This is a genomic window from Stenotrophomonas muris (genome assembly GCF_052751275.1).
Genome location: NZ_CP199879.1, coordinates 1,751,558 through 1,768,109, shown reverse-complemented (window position 1 = coordinate 1,768,109; position 16,552 = coordinate 1,751,558). Strand labels below are relative to the sequence as shown.

The 16,552-nt window shown below is 60.6% G+C and carries 16 protein-coding genes; 13 read left to right on the top strand and 3 right to left on the bottom strand.

Annotated elements, in window-relative coordinates; genetic code table 11:
- The first annotated feature begins 29 nt into the window (after window positions 1-29).
- The 10 genes from ACUVWL_RS07980 to ACUVWL_RS07935 all read left to right on the top strand — a co-directional run bounded on the left by ACUVWL_RS07980 (window position 30) and on the right by ACUVWL_RS07935 (window position 9,728).
- Window positions 30-731 (top strand): C40 family peptidase, encoded by a 702-nt coding sequence (locus ACUVWL_RS07980; protein WP_445979019.1) that lies wholly within the window; start codon window positions 30-32, stop codon window positions 729-731.
- Window positions 724-1,341 carry a tail assembly protein gene (locus ACUVWL_RS07975; protein ID WP_445979018.1) on the top strand — a complete coding sequence of 206 codons (618 nt, stop codon included), beginning with the start codon at window positions 724-726 and terminating at the stop codon, window positions 1,339-1,341. Before ACUVWL_RS07980 ends, ACUVWL_RS07975 begins: the two co-directional genes overlap by 8 nt.
- Window positions 1,338-4,850, top strand: a complete 3,513-nt coding sequence (locus tag ACUVWL_RS07970) for a host specificity protein J (protein ID WP_445979017.1) — start codon at window positions 1,338-1,340, stop codon at window positions 4,848-4,850. The genes ACUVWL_RS07975 and ACUVWL_RS07970 overlap by 4 nt, the downstream gene beginning before the upstream one ends.
- Window positions 4,850-5,239, top strand: coding sequence for a hypothetical protein (locus tag ACUVWL_RS07965; protein WP_164166294.1), 390 nt, complete (start codon window positions 4,850-4,852; stop codon window positions 5,237-5,239). The genes ACUVWL_RS07970 and ACUVWL_RS07965 overlap by 1 nt, the downstream gene beginning before the upstream one ends.
- A 74-nt stretch (window positions 5,240-5,313) precedes the next feature.
- A complete protein-coding gene (locus ACUVWL_RS07960) occupies window positions 5,314-5,976 on the top strand; it encodes a hypothetical protein (protein ID WP_445979016.1) in 663 nt (220 codons plus the stop codon).
- 123 nt (window positions 5,977-6,099) lie between these two features.
- On the top strand, window positions 6,100-6,675 hold the full coding sequence (locus tag ACUVWL_RS07955; protein ID WP_164166286.1) for a hypothetical protein: 576 nt from the start codon (window positions 6,100-6,102) through the stop codon (window positions 6,673-6,675).
- A gap of 208 nt (window positions 6,676-6,883) precedes the next feature.
- The gene (locus tag ACUVWL_RS07950; protein WP_239508202.1) at window positions 6,884-7,255 is read left to right on the top strand and encodes a hypothetical protein; all 372 of its coding nucleotides are present in this window, start codon (window positions 6,884-6,886) and stop codon (window positions 7,253-7,255) included.
- Between the two features lie 427 nt (window positions 7,256-7,682).
- Entirely contained in the window at window positions 7,683-7,907 is a 225-nt protein-coding gene (locus ACUVWL_RS07945; RefSeq protein WP_164166284.1) for a hypothetical protein, read from the top strand.
- Window positions 7,908-8,497: 590 nt separating this feature from the next.
- Window positions 8,498-8,797 (top strand): hypothetical protein, encoded by a 300-nt coding sequence (locus tag ACUVWL_RS07940; RefSeq protein WP_142234548.1) that lies wholly within the window; start codon window positions 8,498-8,500, stop codon window positions 8,795-8,797.
- A gap of 481 nt (window positions 8,798-9,278) precedes the next feature.
- A complete protein-coding gene (locus ACUVWL_RS07935) occupies window positions 9,279-9,728 on the top strand; it encodes a BLUF domain-containing protein (protein ID WP_445979015.1) in 450 nt (149 codons plus the stop codon).
- On the opposite strand, the gene ACUVWL_RS07930 is transcribed toward ACUVWL_RS07935, so the two are convergent.
- The gene (locus tag ACUVWL_RS07930) at window positions 9,725-10,000 is read right to left on the bottom strand and encodes a hypothetical protein (RefSeq protein WP_164166280.1); all 276 of its coding nucleotides are present in this window, start codon (window positions 9,998-10,000) and stop codon (window positions 9,725-9,727) included. The two genes, ACUVWL_RS07935 and ACUVWL_RS07930, sit on opposite strands and share 4 nt — an antisense overlap.
- Before the next feature lie 472 nt (window positions 10,001-10,472).
- On the opposite strand from ACUVWL_RS07930, the gene ACUVWL_RS07925 reads away from it, so the two are divergent.
- Window positions 10,473-10,973: a hypothetical protein gene (locus ACUVWL_RS07925; RefSeq protein ID WP_445979014.1), complete on the top strand. Its 501-nt coding sequence runs from the start codon at window positions 10,473-10,475 to the stop codon at window positions 10,971-10,973.
- Between the two features lie 127 nt (window positions 10,974-11,100).
- On the opposite strand, the gene ACUVWL_RS07920 is transcribed toward ACUVWL_RS07925, so the two are convergent.
- Complete coding sequence (locus ACUVWL_RS07920) at window positions 11,101-12,216, bottom strand: hypothetical protein (RefSeq protein ID WP_197574458.1); 1,116 nt, start codon at window positions 12,214-12,216, stop codon at window positions 11,101-11,103.
- 435 nt (window positions 12,217-12,651) lie between these two features.
- Here ACUVWL_RS07920 and ACUVWL_RS07915 point away from each other — a divergent pair, with 435 nt between their 5' ends.
- Window positions 12,652-13,779, top strand: coding sequence for a hypothetical protein (locus ACUVWL_RS07915; protein ID WP_445979013.1), 1,128 nt, complete (start codon window positions 12,652-12,654; stop codon window positions 13,777-13,779).
- The gene (locus ACUVWL_RS07910; protein ID WP_197574456.1) at window positions 13,742-14,371 is read left to right on the top strand and encodes a hypothetical protein; all 630 of its coding nucleotides are present in this window, start codon (window positions 13,742-13,744) and stop codon (window positions 14,369-14,371) included. Before ACUVWL_RS07915 ends, ACUVWL_RS07910 begins: the two co-directional genes overlap by 38 nt.
- A gap of 922 nt (window positions 14,372-15,293) precedes the next feature.
- On the opposite strand, the gene ACUVWL_RS07905 is transcribed toward ACUVWL_RS07910, so the two are convergent.
- Window positions 15,294-16,193, bottom strand: a complete 900-nt coding sequence (locus ACUVWL_RS07905) for a hypothetical protein (RefSeq protein WP_445979012.1) — start codon at window positions 16,191-16,193, stop codon at window positions 15,294-15,296.
- Window positions 16,194-16,552 lie beyond the last annotated feature (359 nt).

Here is a 16,552-nt window from a genome sequence, read left to right as displayed (position 1 = left end):
GCACCCTGCAGGCCATCCAGGCACATGCCGTGGCCGACTACCCGCGCGAGTGCTGCGGCCTCATCGTGGCCGGCTGCGATGGGGAGATATACGTCCCGTGCCGCAACCTGGCCACAACTCCCAGCGAGCACTTCCGGCTGCCGGCAGAGGACTTTGCCGACGCCGAGGACAACGGCGAAGTGCTGGCCGTCGTGCACAGTCACCCGAACGCGTCTGCGGTTGCCTCTGATGCCGACCGCGTCATGTGCGAGGCCAGCGGCCTGCCGTGGCACGTCGTGAGCGTGGGGCAGTGCGTTGGGGCTGACCCCGAATGTGGCGACCTGCAGACCATAGTGCCCTGCGGCTACGAGGCGCCGCTGGTAGGCCGGCAGTTCGCCCACGGCGTGCTGGATTGCTACAGCCTGGTGCGTGATTTCTACGTCCGCGAGCTGGGCATCCAGCTCAGCCAGTACGAGCGGGAGGACGACTGGTGGGAGAAGGGGCAGGACCTCTACAGCCTGGACCGGCTGCAGGCGGAGGGCTTCGCGGTCATCCAAGGCGAGCCGCGCCGCGGCGACATGATCCTGATGCAGATCCGCTCACCTGTACCGAATCATGCCGGCGTCTACCTGGGCGACGGGAAGATGCTGCACCACATGCACGGGCGCCTGTCTGAAACGGTGGTCTACGGCGGCATGTGGGCCGAGCGCACCCGCTACATCGTCCGCCACAAGGAGGCCGGCAATGACTGAGCGCCTGCGCACTGTCCGGCTGTACGGGCGCCTCGGCGCTCGCTTTGGCCGCAAGTTCCAGCTGGTGGTGAACAGCCCGGCCGAGGCCATTTTCGCGCTCGGCATCCTGCTGCCCGGCTTCCGGCAGTTCCTGACAGGCTGCAAGGACCAGGGCGTCGAGTTTGCCGTGTTCATCGGGCGGGAGAACCTGAGCAAGGCGCAGCTGCACGATCCGCCGGGTGCCGACGATATCCGCATTGCACCGGTGCTGGTCGGCTCCAAACGTGGGGGTGCCCTGCAGACCATCGTCGGTGTGGCCCTGATCGTGGTGGCCTCCATCTACGGCGGTCCGGGCGCCGGCGCCGCAGCGGCCAAGTTCTGGGGCGCTGTCGGCGCGGCCGGCTGGAGTCTGGCGATCGGCGGCGTGGCGCAGATGCTGTCGCCCCAGCCCCGTGGCCTAGGGACGAAGGAGGCCGCCGAGAACACGCCGAACTACAGCATGAACGGGCCTGTGAACGTGCAGGCCCAAGGCAACCCCGTGCCCGTCGCCTACGGCGGCCACGACACAAAGGGGATGGTCGTCGGATCCGTGGTGATCAGCGGCGGCATCTACGCGGAGGACCAGCAGTGAACCGAGCCGTCAGCTCTCAACACGATCCGCTGGCCCTGGCGTGCGTTGATGTGATCGGCGCAGGCGGCAAGAGCAGCACCAATGCCCGCACGCCGGTGGAGACCCCGGACAGCCTGCACTCGATCTCCTATGCCAAGGTGCTGGACCTGGTCAGCGAGGGCGAGATCCGGGGTTTGGTGGCCGGCAACCAGTCCATCTACCTCAATGAGGTGCCGATCCAGAACAGCGACGGCAGCTTCAACTTCAATGGCGTGAAGGTCGAGACGCGCTCGGGCACTCAGGACCAGGAGTACATCCCGGGCTTCCCGTCGGTCGAGAACGAGATCGGCGTAGGCGTCGAGCTGCGCGACACACCGGTAGTGCGAGCAGCCTCCGGGCAGGATCTGTCTGCGGTTCGGATTCGGTTTGGTGTTCCCGCCCTGCAAAGGCAGAACACCGAGAACGGTGACACCGAGGGCTATGCCGTCGAGTACGCCATCGATCTGTCCACTGACGGCGGCGCCTTCAGCACGGTGCTGAGCAACGCCTTCCGCGGCAAGACCACCACCGAGTACCAGCGCAGCCACCGCATCGACCTGCCGCCGGGCAATCAGTGGCAGGCGCGGATCCGCCGCCTTACGCCGAACGCGAACAGCTCCACCGTGGCCGACACCGTGAACGTGATCTCCATGACGGAGATCATCGACGTGAAGCTGCGCTACCCGAACTGCGCACTGGCCGCGATCCAGATCGACGGCAGCCAGTTCCAGGGCAAGCCGACCACGGCTTACCGCATCTGGGGTCGGATCATCCGCGTGCCCAGCAACTACGACCCGATCGCGCGTACCTACAGCGGGGTGTGGGATGGCACCTTCAAGTCGGCCTGGACGAACAACCCGGCGTGGGTGTTCTTCGACATGGTCACCAACGACCGTTTCGGTCTGGGCGACCGAATCCCGCTGGACTGGGTCAACAAGTGGCGCCTGTACGAGATCGCGCAGTACTGCGATCAGCTGGTCAGCGACGGCATGGGCGGCATGGAGCCGCGCTTCACCTGCAGCCTGTACCTGCAGACCCGGGAGTCGGCCCACAAGGTGCTGCAGGACATGGCCAGCATGTTCCGCGGCATCAGCTTCTACGCGGCGGGGCAGATCATGGCCTCGGCCGACATGCCGAAGGACCCGGTCTATACCTACAGCCAAGCCAACGTGGTCGACGGGAAGTTCACCTACATCGGCAGCGGCGGCAAGGCTCGTCACACGGTGGCGTTGGTGTCGTGGTCGGATCCCGGTGACTTCGGCCGGCAGAAGGTCGAGCCGGTCCAGCTGCAGGAAGGCATCGCCCGCTATGGCGTGAATCAGATTGAGGTGACGGCCTTCGGCTGCCACTCCAAGTCGCAGGCCCAGCGCGTGGGGCTGCACATCCTCTACAGCGAGAATCTGGAGACGGAGACCGTCAACTTCGCCGTGGGCCTGGATGCGCTGAACTGCATGCCTGGGGATGTTATCCAGGTCGCGAATGCCAAACGTGCCGGCCGGCGCAATTCTGGTCGCATCAGCGCGGCATCGGCGAGCAGCCTGACACTGGATGTGGTGCCGCCCTCGATGCAGGTCGGGGACCTCCTGCGCGCCACGCTGCCGAGCGGGAAGACTGAAGCACGCACCATCAGCGGGGTCAACCCGGGAACGCGCGTGGTGGCCGTCTCGGCGCCTTGGAGCGCGGTGCCTGTGGCGCAGTCGATCTGGGCAACCGAATCGACCGACCTGGTGATGGAGCAATTCCGAGTCATCAGCGTCACGGAGGAGGATGGGCTTACCTACCGCATCACGGCGCTGACCCATCGGCCGGACAAGTTCGCTGCGATCGATGACGGCACCCGGCTGGAGCCGCCACCGATCAGCATCGTGCCGCCCAGCGTGCAGCCGCCACCGACCAACGTGCGCATGTCCTCGCATGTGGTGATCGACCAGGGCATTGCCACGCCGGTGCTGACCATCGAGTGGGACGCCGCCGACAAGGCGATTGCCTACGACGTGGAGTGGCGCAGGGACGACCTCAACTGGGTGCGTGTCGGGCGCGTCGGCACAGCCAGCGCGGAGGTGCGCGGGATCTACGCGGGCAAGTACCTGGCCAGGGTGCGTGCAGTGAACGCGCTCAATGCCGTGTCGCAGCCCGCCCTCAGCGTCCTCACCGACATTCAGGGCAAAACGGAGCCGCCGCCGGCGCTGACCTCGCTGACGGCAGCGTCGGTGGTGTTCGGCATCCAGCTGGCCTGGGCGTTCCCGCCCGGGGCAACCGACACCGAACGCACCGAGATCTGGCGCAGCGCTGGCCCGAACCTGGAGAACGCGACGAAGCTGGGCGATTTCGCTTATCCCCAGAACCGGCACCGGCTCGATGGCCTGGCCGCCGGCGCGAAGTTCTACTTCTGGGGTCGGTTGGTGGACCGCAGCGGCAACATCGGACCGTGGTATCCCGCTGGCGCTGGTGTCGTGGGCGAGTCGAGCACCGACGTGACCGAGTATGACGCCTATTTCTCTGGCCTCATCAACAAGAGCGCGCTGGGGCGGGAGCTGCTGTCGGAGATCGAGAGCATCAGCAGTATCGCGCCGTTGATCTGGGCCGCAGATGCCACGTACGAATCGGGCCAGACGGTGGTGCACAACGGCAAGATCTGGTTGTGGACCGACGCCGCCCCCGGCAACGAGGAGCCCCCGGGCACGAAGTGGAAGAGCGTCGGCGATGCGGTGGCCGAGGCCGGTGCGTTGGCTGGGCGGATCGATCAGCTGGAGCTGGATGTTACGGAGGTGGACGGCAAGGTCACGGCGGTGGGCAACCGCGTAGATGGCTTGGTGGCGCAATACAGCGCGGAGCACGCCGGCGATGGGGACTGGAATGCGGGTGATGAGGACGCGTTTGCCGGCACGATCACCACGCTGACAGTCATCGCCAGCGGTGACTATGCGCTGGGCCGGCGTGTGGATACCACCGAAGCAGCGGTAGGCGAAACCAGGGCGATGGTGCAGGCCACCTCGCAGGCTCTGGTCGACTTGGACGGACAGATCAGCGCCTCGTACAGCCTGAAGCTGCAGATCGCGGCCGATGGCCAGTACTACGCAGCGGGCATGGGCATCGGCATCGAGAACCAGCCGGACGGCGGTTACCAGAGCCAGGTGCTGTTCACTGCCGATCGCTTCGCGTTCGTCAACCTGGTCAACGGGCAGCTGACCTCGCCCTTTGTGATCCAGGGCGGACAGACCTTCATCAACCAGGCCCTGATCGGCACCGCGTGGATCACCAGCGCCAAGATTGCCGATGCGGCGATCACCAACGCGAAGATCAGCGGGGCGATCCAATCCGATGACTACTTGCCTGGACAGACTGGCTGGCGGATCAACAAGGCTGCCGGCGGCGGGTTCGAGTTCAATGCCAGTGTAGCCGGCGGGTATCAGCTGAACATCACGAACCAGGGCATTTACATCCGCTACCCGAACGGCAATCTCGCCGTGGAGCTTGGAGTGCTGCAGTAATGGTCGACATTGGGCTGAGGGTTCGGACCGAGAGCGGGTACGTGGAGACTTCGGTTACCACCAAGCTGTCGAAGAGGATCGGGTCCTACACGTTCCCGCTCTACAACCCTGTCAATTCCAACAACAAGTGGGTCGCGCCACCCGAGGCAAATGGAGGGCTCGTCGTCAACGACTTCCTTGGCGGCGAGCCTTACTACTACTTCACCTGCGAAGGCCAACGATCGGTGTACGGAATGCTGGTCCCTTCGGTGACCATATCGGGGAACAGCATCAACTGGAGCTGGGATCCTGACGTGGTGAACTTCCACGTCAGGATGGAGATGTTTCCGAGCAAGCCCACGACGGACACCGTCGGCGGCATCACCCTTCATTACGGGGTATACAGCTGATGGCCGTCGGACTACGCGTGCGGAACCAGGGAACCGGGCAGATCCAGATTGGGGCTGGCTATCAGAATCTACAGTTGGCCAAGTCAGGGACGCTCAACACCGGAACTTTCTCCGGCGGCGGGACCGGCGGCTCGCCGCCATTTGCCTCATGGTCGCCGAGCGGGGTCCTGGCCTCAACGAGCGGGACATCGAATCTCCATGTCTGCCGCTACATCAATGACAGCGTGGCAACTACGACGGGATTCACTCTGGTTCAGACCGGTGTGACGTGTTTCGTCTACGCTTCCAACCAAGCGCCGAACAAGACGCTGGAGTACTACACATTCAATGCCACCGAGCGTGCGGCCAGTGGACCGGTTGGTCTGCGCATGCGTGGCGAAGACGGCACGGTCTTCTACGACTCCCGACGCAAGGGTCTGCGGGTACTCCAGGTGGTGGCGCTGCCAACGGTCCCCGGGCCTCCCGTAGAGATCGGCCAGTTCTTCCCAGGGACAAAGATCGGCATTGCCATCCCGTCGCCGCGCTTCTACTACTTCTCGCAGTCACAGGATCGGTGCACCATGAATGCCGACCATTTCCACATGACCAGCGACAACCGGATCTTCCTCTCGCGATTGCAGGTGACTCAACAGACCCTGATCACCAACACGTTCCCGGTGGGCGGCGTGACGATGGGGCCGCAGAACGCCACGATCTTCATCGTGGACCTGACCGAGGTGCCGCTGGGGTTCGGATGAAGAGTGCGGCGTGGCCGAATTTCAATTCAATGCCATCCGCCTAAAAGATGATTGAGGGTGATCGACGTGAGCGCTGTCACATTGTGGGCTCGCAAGACTAGATAGGATCGAGCGGCGAACAAGATGTTCGCGATTGAAGAAATGGAGCATTTCGTGAAATCGAGTCTTCTGAGTATTTCTTTGCTTCTCGCAGTTGGCGGCGCGCCCGTCGCCCATGCAAGCGGGACTGACCTTGCATCCGTGGCGAATGCGGCGGTACAGATGGATCCCAGTCTTGCTGTGCCGGCTGGTGTCACGCTGGCAGAACTCCACCGCATCTATCAAGGCAAGAACAACACCCACAGGATTCTTCACTACGATATTGCCTCGTGGGTGCGGTCGGGCTGGATGGACGAAGGGGTCATCGGGTTTATCTCCACGACACCCTTTGAGAACAGTCACCCGATTAGGGAGTGTTTCAGTCACACCCCATGGGATGGCTTCACCTCAACTGACATGAATTGTGAGGGGCAAGTCATTCCTCCCAATCAAGGGCCGATCGGCTATGTATCGTCGGTGCAGCTGCCAGGAACCGCGCCACTGTATCGATGTGCTTACACGTGGAAGGGAAAGCTCCGTCATTTCGACACCCGCGATGTTGGCTGCGAGGGAATCTCGGGCGCCCACAACGACGGGCCGCAAGGCTACGTCTTCATGTGATGTGGTAGCCGCCTAGCCTGTGGCTGGGCGGCTTCACCGTGGCACGACACTTTCCGCGGTGAGATGGTGCGCATGTGCTATTCCGCCCGGATCACCGCCGCCTCCCTTAGGACGGCCATGGCCATGTTAGGAATGACCGGCTATTGAGACATGGGAGCGGGATTGGCGCAAGGCTGTGGGGGTTTGCCAGATGGTGGATCCGAGTATCGTGGAGGATACTCAAACCGACTATAAGCAAGAGGATCAACCGTTGAGCGCTTCCATGCTTCCGAGAATTGTCGGTTTCGATGTGCCGCAGCTACATGAGCGCGTCGATTCCTCTACTGATGAGGCCATCATTGCGTTGTTGGATCTTGCGCCGGGTGCCCGCTGGACTGAACTATTCGTGAGGAAGTGCGAGGCCCTGGCATCTCAGCTCTCCTTGGCAGAAGTCCGGGTTGAAGGCTCCCGTATCTATTTTTACGGGTCAATCAGCGACTCAAGAGCGCTCGCCGATGCGGTCATGTCCATCGTTCACGTGCTGAATGATCAGCTCATGCGAGAAGGGAACGACGCAGCCTCGCGGGAAGAAAACTCCTAGGAGCAAGAGAGGCGCGACCAGCATTGACCTGCGATTTCCGCTGCGCCAGGGTGACCACGGAGACTGGATCGGGCCGCAAGTCTGCCCTTGAGGTCGTCCAGCCATTCTGCGCGTGTTCCGTGCGGGTCTCTGGTGTAGATGTCACATGCGAGTCGGATGACCGGGTCAACTTCATGGCGGAAGCTAATGGCGGGTAGCGCACCAGAGTTGAATGCCAATCCCCAATGCGTGAGTTCACGTTCGACGTCAACGAAATCCTTGTTCCTCTTGCGTTCCATGTTCTTCTCCTCTTAGAGCTGCACTGTACACCCTTGGAGGCGGCGACCTGTTCATGGCGCTTGTTCATACTGGTGCCAATCGGGCACGGCTGCGTAACAGGCTGAGGGCCATTGTGGGTTGGCAGCAGATGGCTGCATCGGAGTGAGAAATGAACAATTCCCCCCAGAACCAGAACGACCGTCCCAATTCGGATGGCGAGAAGAAGCAGCCAGGCCAGCAGGGTCAAGTGGACGGAAACGAGCTTGGCGGTGAAGACCTCGCCGGAAAGCAAGGTCAGCAACAGCAACAGCAGCAGCCGGGAGGCAAGGAGCGTGAGCAGTCGACCCATGGCCAGGACCAAAAGGGCAGTGAGGGTCGCAATAGCCGCCGTTGACGTCTAAGGAGTGGCCGCGCCCAGCGCGGCTCCTTCTGTATCAAAAGGAACGTTGATATGTCGTCCCATGCTCAAGCTGTGAACTTGATGACGAAGATCATGTATCAATCGCGCCCGGCGACCACGACGACGATGGCTCAGTGCCGGACCTGCCAAGGGCAAAGCCCTGGTGGAATGGAGTGTGCGCGGTGTTTGACTGAAAAGTTGGGAAGAGTGATTGCGAATAGAGGCGCTGCTCTTTGCTGGCTTGAGTCGTTCCTGAAAGTTCAGCGAGACGAAGCACACGTGTTCATATGTGCAAAGAGAGTTGATGCGTCAGCCTTGTAGGAGTCGCATTCTGGCCTGACATTGCGCAAGCGTATGCTCGGTACATCTAGGAGCAACGCTATGAATTTCCCGATATACATCTACGATCGAACGGGTACTGGGCTCCGGCTTCCTTCCGAGTGGTGGATCGATCTGCAGTCAGATCTCCCCGCGCTAGTGAACGGTAGTGAGCGCATAGATCTGCCACGTTCCTCTAAAGATGAGCGCCCTCGCCTGGACCCTGAGGTTCTCAGTGATCTATCCAGACGAATCCGGGGATCGCAATGGCTAGAGTAGATCCAGCTCAACCGCCAGGCGTGCGTTGGCTTTTCTTCCGACTCCGCAATGGTCAGTCGATCAGCCCGGCTAGGCTAATGTCTGTCTGGTGCGAAGCTACCGAATCAACCGAGTGCGCAGTCCGCCGCGAAATCATTGACGGCGCCGGCTACGTGTATGCTCTCTATGCGCCGAATGGATTGCGCTCTCCCCGTCGTGTGGAGTTGCGCATGAGGGCACTGCTGGAAGAAGCCGGGTATGCCTTCACGATGGGGAGCTTGGCTGGGAGGCACCCAGCCGACGGCTGAGGTGGAACGCTGACTATGTCACCCGACTTGGCCACGAAGACCGGTCTGGGCAGCATGTGTTGCTGGGTCGTCGTGCCTTAAAACGTGGTCGCATTCGACCAAGCGCGCGTTACTGACCGCTTGCCGCTTGCGGCATCCTGCGCATGCGAGCAGGGTGCCTCCTGGCATGGTCTCCAAGCCAGGTGTTCTGGAATGCGTGATGTGCCGGCAGTGGTTGCAGCGTACGCTGATTGCGTTCACGCGTTCGATATTGCCTTCATCGCGACGCACCACATCTATATCCAGAACGTAGAAAAGGCCAGTGTCGGGCATTGCTTAGTACCTAGAACTTTCGTGCATGGTGCATGTAGCTGGGCCTGCATCATGTGACGAAGTTCCGAATTCAGCAATACGCGAACCTGACGCGTTCAGGGCGCGTCCGCCACCTCGCGCTGACATGAACCCGTTGCTGGTAGGCTGGTCCCCGTCAAGGAGGTGTGCCATGCCCATCAGGGCGGTTGTATACGTTAGCAGCGCCGGCGAGGACATTGCCAGCGACAAGCTAGGCCTGTCCAGCGGAAAGCTGGACCAAGTTGTGGACGACGCGGCCCGGTTCAACCGTAACGCTGGAGTTACGGGGGTGCTCCTCTTTGATGGTGAGCGCTTCCTCCAGTACTTGGAGGGGCCAGAGGATGGATTGTCAGTTGCCTATTCCCGCGTGTTGGGTGCGAGTAGCCATAACGGGATCGTAGAGCTGCAGCGGGGCAGGGTGGGCCAGCGTCGCCTGCCGTTCTGGCCGATGAGATGGCTGCCCGTTGAATCGGATGAGCTTGGGCGTGTGGCCCATGGGGACTGGACCCGATTCAATCAGCGAGGCGATCACCAGGCACCCTATGCGACTGCCATGGATCTGTTGGTCGGGCTGGTGGAGCCGTACGCCATCGCAGTCTAGCCTCTGTCGGCGGGCTCTCCGATTTGCTCGGTCAGAACCGTTAGCGATTGCTGGAAGGCGGCGGCGAAGAGAGCGCCGCCATCGTGTTTGTGCTTCGCCGCGATGCTGGGTAGCAGGCGCAACCAAGTATCGGTCAATTGCTCGGGCGCCGGGTGGGTCAGGACAGATACCCGCAGCGCATACTCCATTGCCTTGAGATAGCCGCGGTGAACCTCGATCGCAACTTCGCAGCAGTGGAGACGGTCCAGCAGTTCGGAGATTTCATCGGTCATTTCGGGTCCTCGATATCGAGTTGATCATCGCGCTCGGGGTCGAACAGCGCCAGGAGTCGTTCGCGACGGCACTGCTCGAGCCAGTGATGCCAGATCTCCATTTCGTCCATCAATCCTGTAGCTCCGCAAGCGGGGCACGTAAGCGTGGTTCCCGTTCGGTCCTTTTGAAAGCCTGTACCCTCAGTCATCGACGACCTGAGCCCACAGTTTTTGCAGGTTGATCGCACCTGCTCCAGGCGGATGATTGCGCCATTTAGCGCAAGCAGAGGCAGGATCGAATGGATCCTGAAAGCGTTGGGAGGGTGCATAGCCGTGCCGCTTGAGGGGCTGGACACGGGAGCAAAGGATTCTGCGCCGGAGAAGAGCCGTGAGACCGTACTGTGCTCGCCCTAAGGTGAACGCTTCATCACAGCGGGCTGAGCGGTGGCGTACCTTCGCAGGATCTGCGACGGCCGGTCGTATCCTTCCGGCCATGTATTCCTCCGCCGGCTTCCGCACCGCCCCAATCCCCTCTGGCTGGGTCCAGACCGGTGAGCGCTGGGCGCTCTGGTACAACGGCCGCGAGACGGCGAGCGTCACGCCCGACGGCGGTCCTGGGGTCCGGCTATGGATGGAAGGCCAGAAGATGTGGCAGGTGAAGGAAGTGCGCGCGGCCAACGTCCGGCAGGCGAAGCGGTACGCCGAGCGCTGGTGTGCGGCCAGGCTGTACCCCGATCTGCCACTGCGCCAGGCGGTGGCCCGCCTGACCGACAGCACGCCGATCCCGCCGCCGCTGCCACTTCCCGGCCTGCCGCCGACCCGGGAGCAACAGCAGCAGGCCCAACGTCTGGACGAGGCAGCTGCGACGGCGTCTGCGCGGGTGATGGCGGCGCTGGAGCCAATCCGGCCGCCGGCCGTAACCAAACCCAGGGCGCGGGATCCGATGAAGGCCTGGGTGAGGGGGGCAAGTAGCCATCTTCGCCCCACCGTTTGACCGCTTACCCTCCAGAAAAGTACATGGTGCCCTTGCGGCCCAAGGGCAACGGCCTGCCCGCTCCAGAAATCAGTCCAAAGCAAGTCTTTGATTCGCTTCTAGAGTCAGGCAGACTTTTCAAATTATCTTAGAACGGGAAGTCCACCCAGTCAGCATACTCACGCAGAGCAGTAGCATGGTCGGCGTTGCCCCGCCCCTCTTGCAGACTGGCAAGACGCAAGAGGTGTTTTTTTGCGCTTGGCTTTACATCCTCATGAAGATGGAGTAGCTCGACGTTGAGATGGCCCTGCGCTGCTTTAGACGGACGGGCCGACAGAGCGCTTCGAAGAATAGGAGCTACATAGTTCTGGAAACTCTGTGAAGTGAGGAAAGGGCCAATCCCCGACACCTGAGAGTAATCATCACTGAGGTGCGGAATGACGTTGTCAATTAAATAATCGACAACGGCGGCCCGTTCCGAGGGCTCCAAATGCTGTATTTCAGGGGCACGGAAGAACGCTTGACCGTAGCGAAGGATCTCCGATGAATCGCCATTTAGCATCAGCCGGTAGAACTGCTTTGCTGCTGCTTCTGCGAGCTGCGGGGAGTCGTTGAGCGTGAGCCGGTACGCTTCTGCGATGCGTGGAGGAAGTGTTGCATCCCAATACTCATCGTCATACGCGCTGTGTTTCGCATGCGCCGCAGGCAGGATCTCCAGAAGAAGTCGAGCCTTTTCTTGATCCCGCATGTCGCGGAGGATGTGTGGCACTAACGCCATTGCACCGGCATCACATTCCACTTTTCGAAGCAGTTGCTCCGCAGTGAACCCCGCTCGCGCGTTCCGCTTCGCAGCGATCTCCTGCGTGACCTTCCCGACCAGCGCCGTGACGATCACGGCGTTGTTCTGATCCGGTGGAGGCAGGCTGTCTCGCGCAACTTTTCCAGGATGGATGAGATTTCGGTAGTCCTTCACCGCGCTGCAGAGCTTGGCGGCGGTCTCGCTGAGTTCGCCGAGCGCCTCGCAACGCTTGATGGCTTCATTAAGCATGATCTTGCGCAGCGCTTCTTCGTCGCCCGGCGACCCTAGATTCTCCAAATGCTCGACAAGTATGGCCTCAATCAGGCTGCCGGCCATGACCATGGCGGCCTTCCACGCACCCGCCTGAAGGCACATCTGCATCTCCTCAAAATCCCTCTCAAGGATCGAGCGGTAGGGTTGAGCGGTGATGTAGTCAAAAGGCGGAGCTTGGGTGTTAGTTGCCATATTGTCCCCTGGGCAGCCGGAAAAATTGTCAGCTGAGCATAGGGCAATCAGAGGTTTCGCGGTGACGCCCCGGAAAAATGGGGAGATCAAGTGATTGAATTTAAAAGGAATGAGCCGGTGCCTTTTGATCTATTGCTCGACTTCGAAGCGGCATTTTTTCAGGTCCCTGCAATGACAGCGTCTACCTCATGCTCGAATCGCACCAGGCCGATGCTCTCGATGAGCGGGGTTTGCAGCACCAACACTGCCTGGGACCGCCGCTGCCGCCGCTGCCACTGCCACCGACCCGCGAGCAGCAGCGACAAGCCCGTCGCTTGGCCGAGGCCGGAGCGAAGGAGATCGAGCGGATCAAAGCAGCGCTGGAGCCGCGCCGACCGCCGAAGGAAACCAAGCCCAGGGCGAGGGATCCCATGAAGGCGTGGGTCAGGGTCGGGCATGCGTACTGCAGACTGGGCCGCCGATGATGACGCAACTGGTCGCAGCTTGGGCATGCCCTTGTTCTGGCATACTCCGCCCAACGGAGCTATACCACAGGGGAAGGAAGTAGTGCCTAAACAGATCGCCAAGACCGTCTACGCAAAGAAGATCCGTTTCAAGGCAGGACGGCACAAAGATTTTGAGCCGGAGCCAATCGAAGAACTGTTGGCGCGCCTCCAGCAGGTCGCGCCGACGTGGTCAAAGAGACATTGGCCAGTGGTGCCTGATGGGGGCCGTTTGGAGCCTGGAGTCGCTTGCGCGTTCATCCGGCGCATAGTTCGCCGACATCACGGTGACGAGAAGGGTCTCTATTTCGAAGTTGGCAGCTACACAAATGGCCACGCGCCAGACCAAATGGAGCTCGACTTCAACGCAGATGAGCCGGATATTACGACCGAGCCTGTGCGCGACGCGCAGGGCAGAGTCCGCGAAATTGTGACCATCTGTAGATGCGTCGCGCTTGGTGAGACCCTCATTGTCGAGAATGTGATGGGCAGCGGAGGAGTCGGCGGAGTTCAGAAACTGTTGAGTCGCCTGTTCAGTCACTTCCTGACCTATGGCGACGCACGCAGAAAGTACCCTACGATTGAGTTGCTCGATGTGACGTCCGCCGACCTGCGAACAGCCATTATGCGCGGCCGCGGCGTCAGAAAAGTTTTCCTGCGGATGGTGGAAGGGGCGGACCCCGGCGATGATGGCTGGGCTGCCCCACTTAAGAGTTCAAAGCGCCGATTCCGGAATGCGGAGAAGTTTGCTGCGATTTGGGAATCATCTGACAATGAGGTTTTGAATACCGATGACGTCGTCGCCGCCGTTGACGACTCAATGGAGGAAGACTCGGCGCTCGATAAAATTACGCTCGAGCTGAACGATGGCAATAAGCTGACCGGACTCGGTAGTTACAAGGCCCGTTCACAGGTGCATGTTACAATGGATAACGCTGGCCTGCTTCACTACAGCGAATTGATCGAAGGATTGTGGAGCTATTTGGATGAGCTTCGGATTTCGCGCAATAACTGGCGCCTTATCAACGATGGCGGGTTCTTCAATGCAGACGCGCCGGTCATTATTCAAGACGCTGGCTAGTCATATAGTCGAGCGGCTTCCCTCCGAATGGGCGACCTGGGGGGAGGTGGCCGAGGAAATGGGGCGATTCCGAAGTCCAGATCGCCGGGAAAAGTTGCGAAACCGCTTTTTTTCCGTATTTGTTTTTGCGCTAGGAGCTATTCCTGGAGCCCTCGCTTCTCCTTCCGTTATGAAACTATCGGAAGGAGCGCTTGGTGCGGTCTTTGGCGGGGTTCTTGCATTTTGCGGGCTGCTTGTGGGTTTTTTGGTGACGCTAATGTTGTTCACCGGGCGTCTCGGGACGGTTCAGAACCTCAGTGTTGAAGATCTGCGTAGCTACGGTTCTCGACTGCGATACTTGCTTGTGTCACAGGCCGTGACTCTGGCTTGCGCCATGATTTGTGCTGTCCTATGCATCGTTTATTTGGTCGTGTATTTTTTGGGAGCGCCGCTTTTACTGCACTCCGCATCGCTGGCGATGCTGCTTGGTTCTTTGATTCTTTGCTTGGCGCGTTCTGCACTTTTGCCTATTCAAATATTTGAACTTCACGATGCTCACTTGAGCGATGAGCTCTCGGCAAAAGCTGAGGATAATAATAAGAGGTATAGATAGTTTTGATAGTGCGGGCGATCCTTCCGGGTAGGGGGGGGGGCTACTCTTTTCTGGGCCCATCGGCATCGGCTGGTCCATCCGGCTTGCCGTTCCGCAATGTATGCCTTGGCGGCTTCCCAGACCGTTGGGGCGCTGGCCGTAGCGAGCGTCGTCGCTCGCTTTCCGGCGAGTGGACCTTGACCGGCCTTTACAGTCTTCCTCGCGGCCCCGCTGCCTCGCACGCCTCGGCAGGGTTTCAGCAGCTGCAGCGGGGAGTTTTAGCGGGATGGTCCCACTGCGGTCCCATTTGCCGTACAAGTCATTGATTGGACGCGCAGTGGAAGCCCCCTCCTAAGGGGAAGGTCGCCCGTTCGAATCGGGCCGGGGTCACCAGAATCAATGGAACAGGGCGAGCGGCGTCGTCGGGCTTGAATGGGTCTACTTCGGACGGACCGGGATGATGGGTTTCACCGTGACAACCCCGCTGCCACCTCCTCCGCAGCTTCCATAGCAGCCTCCGCCAGGGTTAAATCCGCCGGTTCCACCAGCACCTCCGCCGCTGCCACCGCCGGCACCTCCACCGCCACGGCTGGGCGGCTGCTGAGTTCCCGGCAGGGGCTGGACGCAAGGGCTTCCAGTGAGGCAAGTAACAGCGGCTTCTTCGACGGACCCGTCACCCCAGGTCACCTTGATCCTGCTGCCGACAGGCAAAGACGCAATGCCATGCGTGATTCGGTACATGCCCGCCAAACCGACAAGGCCGGCGCGTCGCAGCTCCACCATTTCGTAGGCGGACAAATTCTGCGCAACTGCAACCTGGTTATACGGATACGAACTGGCGTTGATCGATACTGTTGCAGCAACGGCGGCAAAGGCCGTGAAAACCAGCCCGGCGATACTCCACTTCGTTCTTCCGGAGATTCGATTCACTGCGGCGTCCTTTTCAAGATGGCTTCTTCCCAACTGCTCTGTTTACTTCTACTATTGCTCTATCAAGCGACTCTTGCTGTCCAGCAGGAACCACCCTGCTCCTGATGGCGTCTTCAAAATTCTCTGATCCGCACACGCCCGAATTGACACATAGTGAATCCATGCGGAATGAGCCGGCTCCGCAATCTGCCCCCATTCGGCAGGCGACGATGCCCCAGGCATAGTTGGCGTATGGGCCCGTAGCGCTTGCATTGAAGGCACCGAGATCGGTTCCCTCTGGCGCGAGCGCTAGCAGATCTCCCAGTGCAAAAATTGCCTCCGGGTCTGCAGAATTGACCGCATCGCGTGCCAGTAGCTGATAGTCACCAGGTTTGAGGCTGGTCCACTTGCTGGATGCCATGTAAATCCTGGCGTAAGGATCGCCGTGATCTGCTGCGCGTTCAAACCATTTTGTATAGTGCTCTTCGAGTATCACGTCGCCGCCGTCAACGACCGAGCAGGTCGCTGCGAAGCGCTTCTTGATGTCATCGTATGCGCCTTGCGTTTTCCCGCTGAGGCGCGCGTATGCGTCCAACGTCGCATACATGTTCGAATGGGAAATGCTGAAAACGGAGCAATGCTGATAAATCTGCCCCAGCTTGCGCTGTGCTGCTACGTCCCCGGCTTCTGCACGTGAACGAAGTTCAAGAAATCCGGCTGCTGCATCCTGTGTGTTGGAACTCAACTCAGGACCTGTGAGGGATGAGGCGGTATGGCTAGAGTTGGCCTGATCCTTGGAGTTTGGCTGATTGGTTTGAGAATCAGGTTTGCGCTGTTGTGTGTCCGCTTTGGTTGGGACATACCAAAAACTGACTCCCGCCAAGACGATCAGTATCAATGCAGAGAAGCTCAGGACTTTGACTCGTGGAGACATGGCGTTCCTTCATGACCGATCAGCGCGGTACGCGTGCAGGGATTGTCACGGTGCCCAATCAGGGGCTGGGCTCCGACCGCCGCGCACTTTGGCAGGTCCCATGCCTACAAAACGGGATGGGGCGACGCTCCCCCCATCAGGCCATAGGTCTAGTTCAGTATTTGTTTATGTACTGGACGCTGAGTGGAAGCCTGGACACGCCTAATCCTGGTTCAGGCCGAGCCCCACCTTCGCTGGGGTGGATCTTTGACGATAGAGGGCACTTGTTCGAATCGGGCCGGGGGCGCTATTGCATGCACCGCGCGTGATGCCGCTTCGCGCAGGCTACAGAGCAACTCCAGGCCTCGCAGCACCTCCGC

Coding starts and splice junctions, on each gene's coding strand:
- ACUVWL_RS07975 (WP_445979018.1), top strand. CDS start 724: ATGACTGAGCGCCTGCGCACTGTCCGGCTGTACGGGCGCCTCGGCGCT.
- ACUVWL_RS07920 (WP_197574458.1), bottom strand. CDS start 12,216: ATGGCAACTAACACCCAAGCTCCGCCTTTTGACTACATCACCGCTCAA.
- ACUVWL_RS07930 (WP_164166280.1), bottom strand. CDS start 10,000: ATGACCGATGAAATCTCCGAACTGCTGGACCGTCTCCACTGCTGCGAA.
- ACUVWL_RS07905 (WP_445979012.1), bottom strand. CDS start 16,193: ATGTCTCCACGAGTCAAAGTCCTGAGCTTCTCTGCATTGATACTGATC.
- ACUVWL_RS07935 (WP_445979015.1), top strand. CDS start 9,279: ATGCCCATCAGGGCGGTTGTATACGTTAGCAGCGCCGGCGAGGACATT.
- ACUVWL_RS07915 (WP_445979013.1), top strand. CDS start 12,652: ATGCGTACTGCAGACTGGGCCGCCGATGATGACGCAACTGGTCGCAGC.
- ACUVWL_RS07965 (WP_164166294.1), top strand. CDS start 4,850: ATGGTCGACATTGGGCTGAGGGTTCGGACCGAGAGCGGGTACGTGGAG.
- ACUVWL_RS07955 (WP_164166286.1), top strand. CDS start 6,100: ATGTTCGCGATTGAAGAAATGGAGCATTTCGTGAAATCGAGTCTTCTG.
- ACUVWL_RS07925 (WP_445979014.1), top strand. CDS start 10,473: ATGTATTCCTCCGCCGGCTTCCGCACCGCCCCAATCCCCTCTGGCTGG.
- ACUVWL_RS07910 (WP_197574456.1), top strand. CDS start 13,742: ATGCAGACGCGCCGGTCATTATTCAAGACGCTGGCTAGTCATATAGTC.
- ACUVWL_RS07940 (WP_142234548.1), top strand. CDS start 8,498: ATGGCTAGAGTAGATCCAGCTCAACCGCCAGGCGTGCGTTGGCTTTTC.
- ACUVWL_RS07945 (WP_164166284.1), top strand. CDS start 7,683: ATGAACAATTCCCCCCAGAACCAGAACGACCGTCCCAATTCGGATGGC.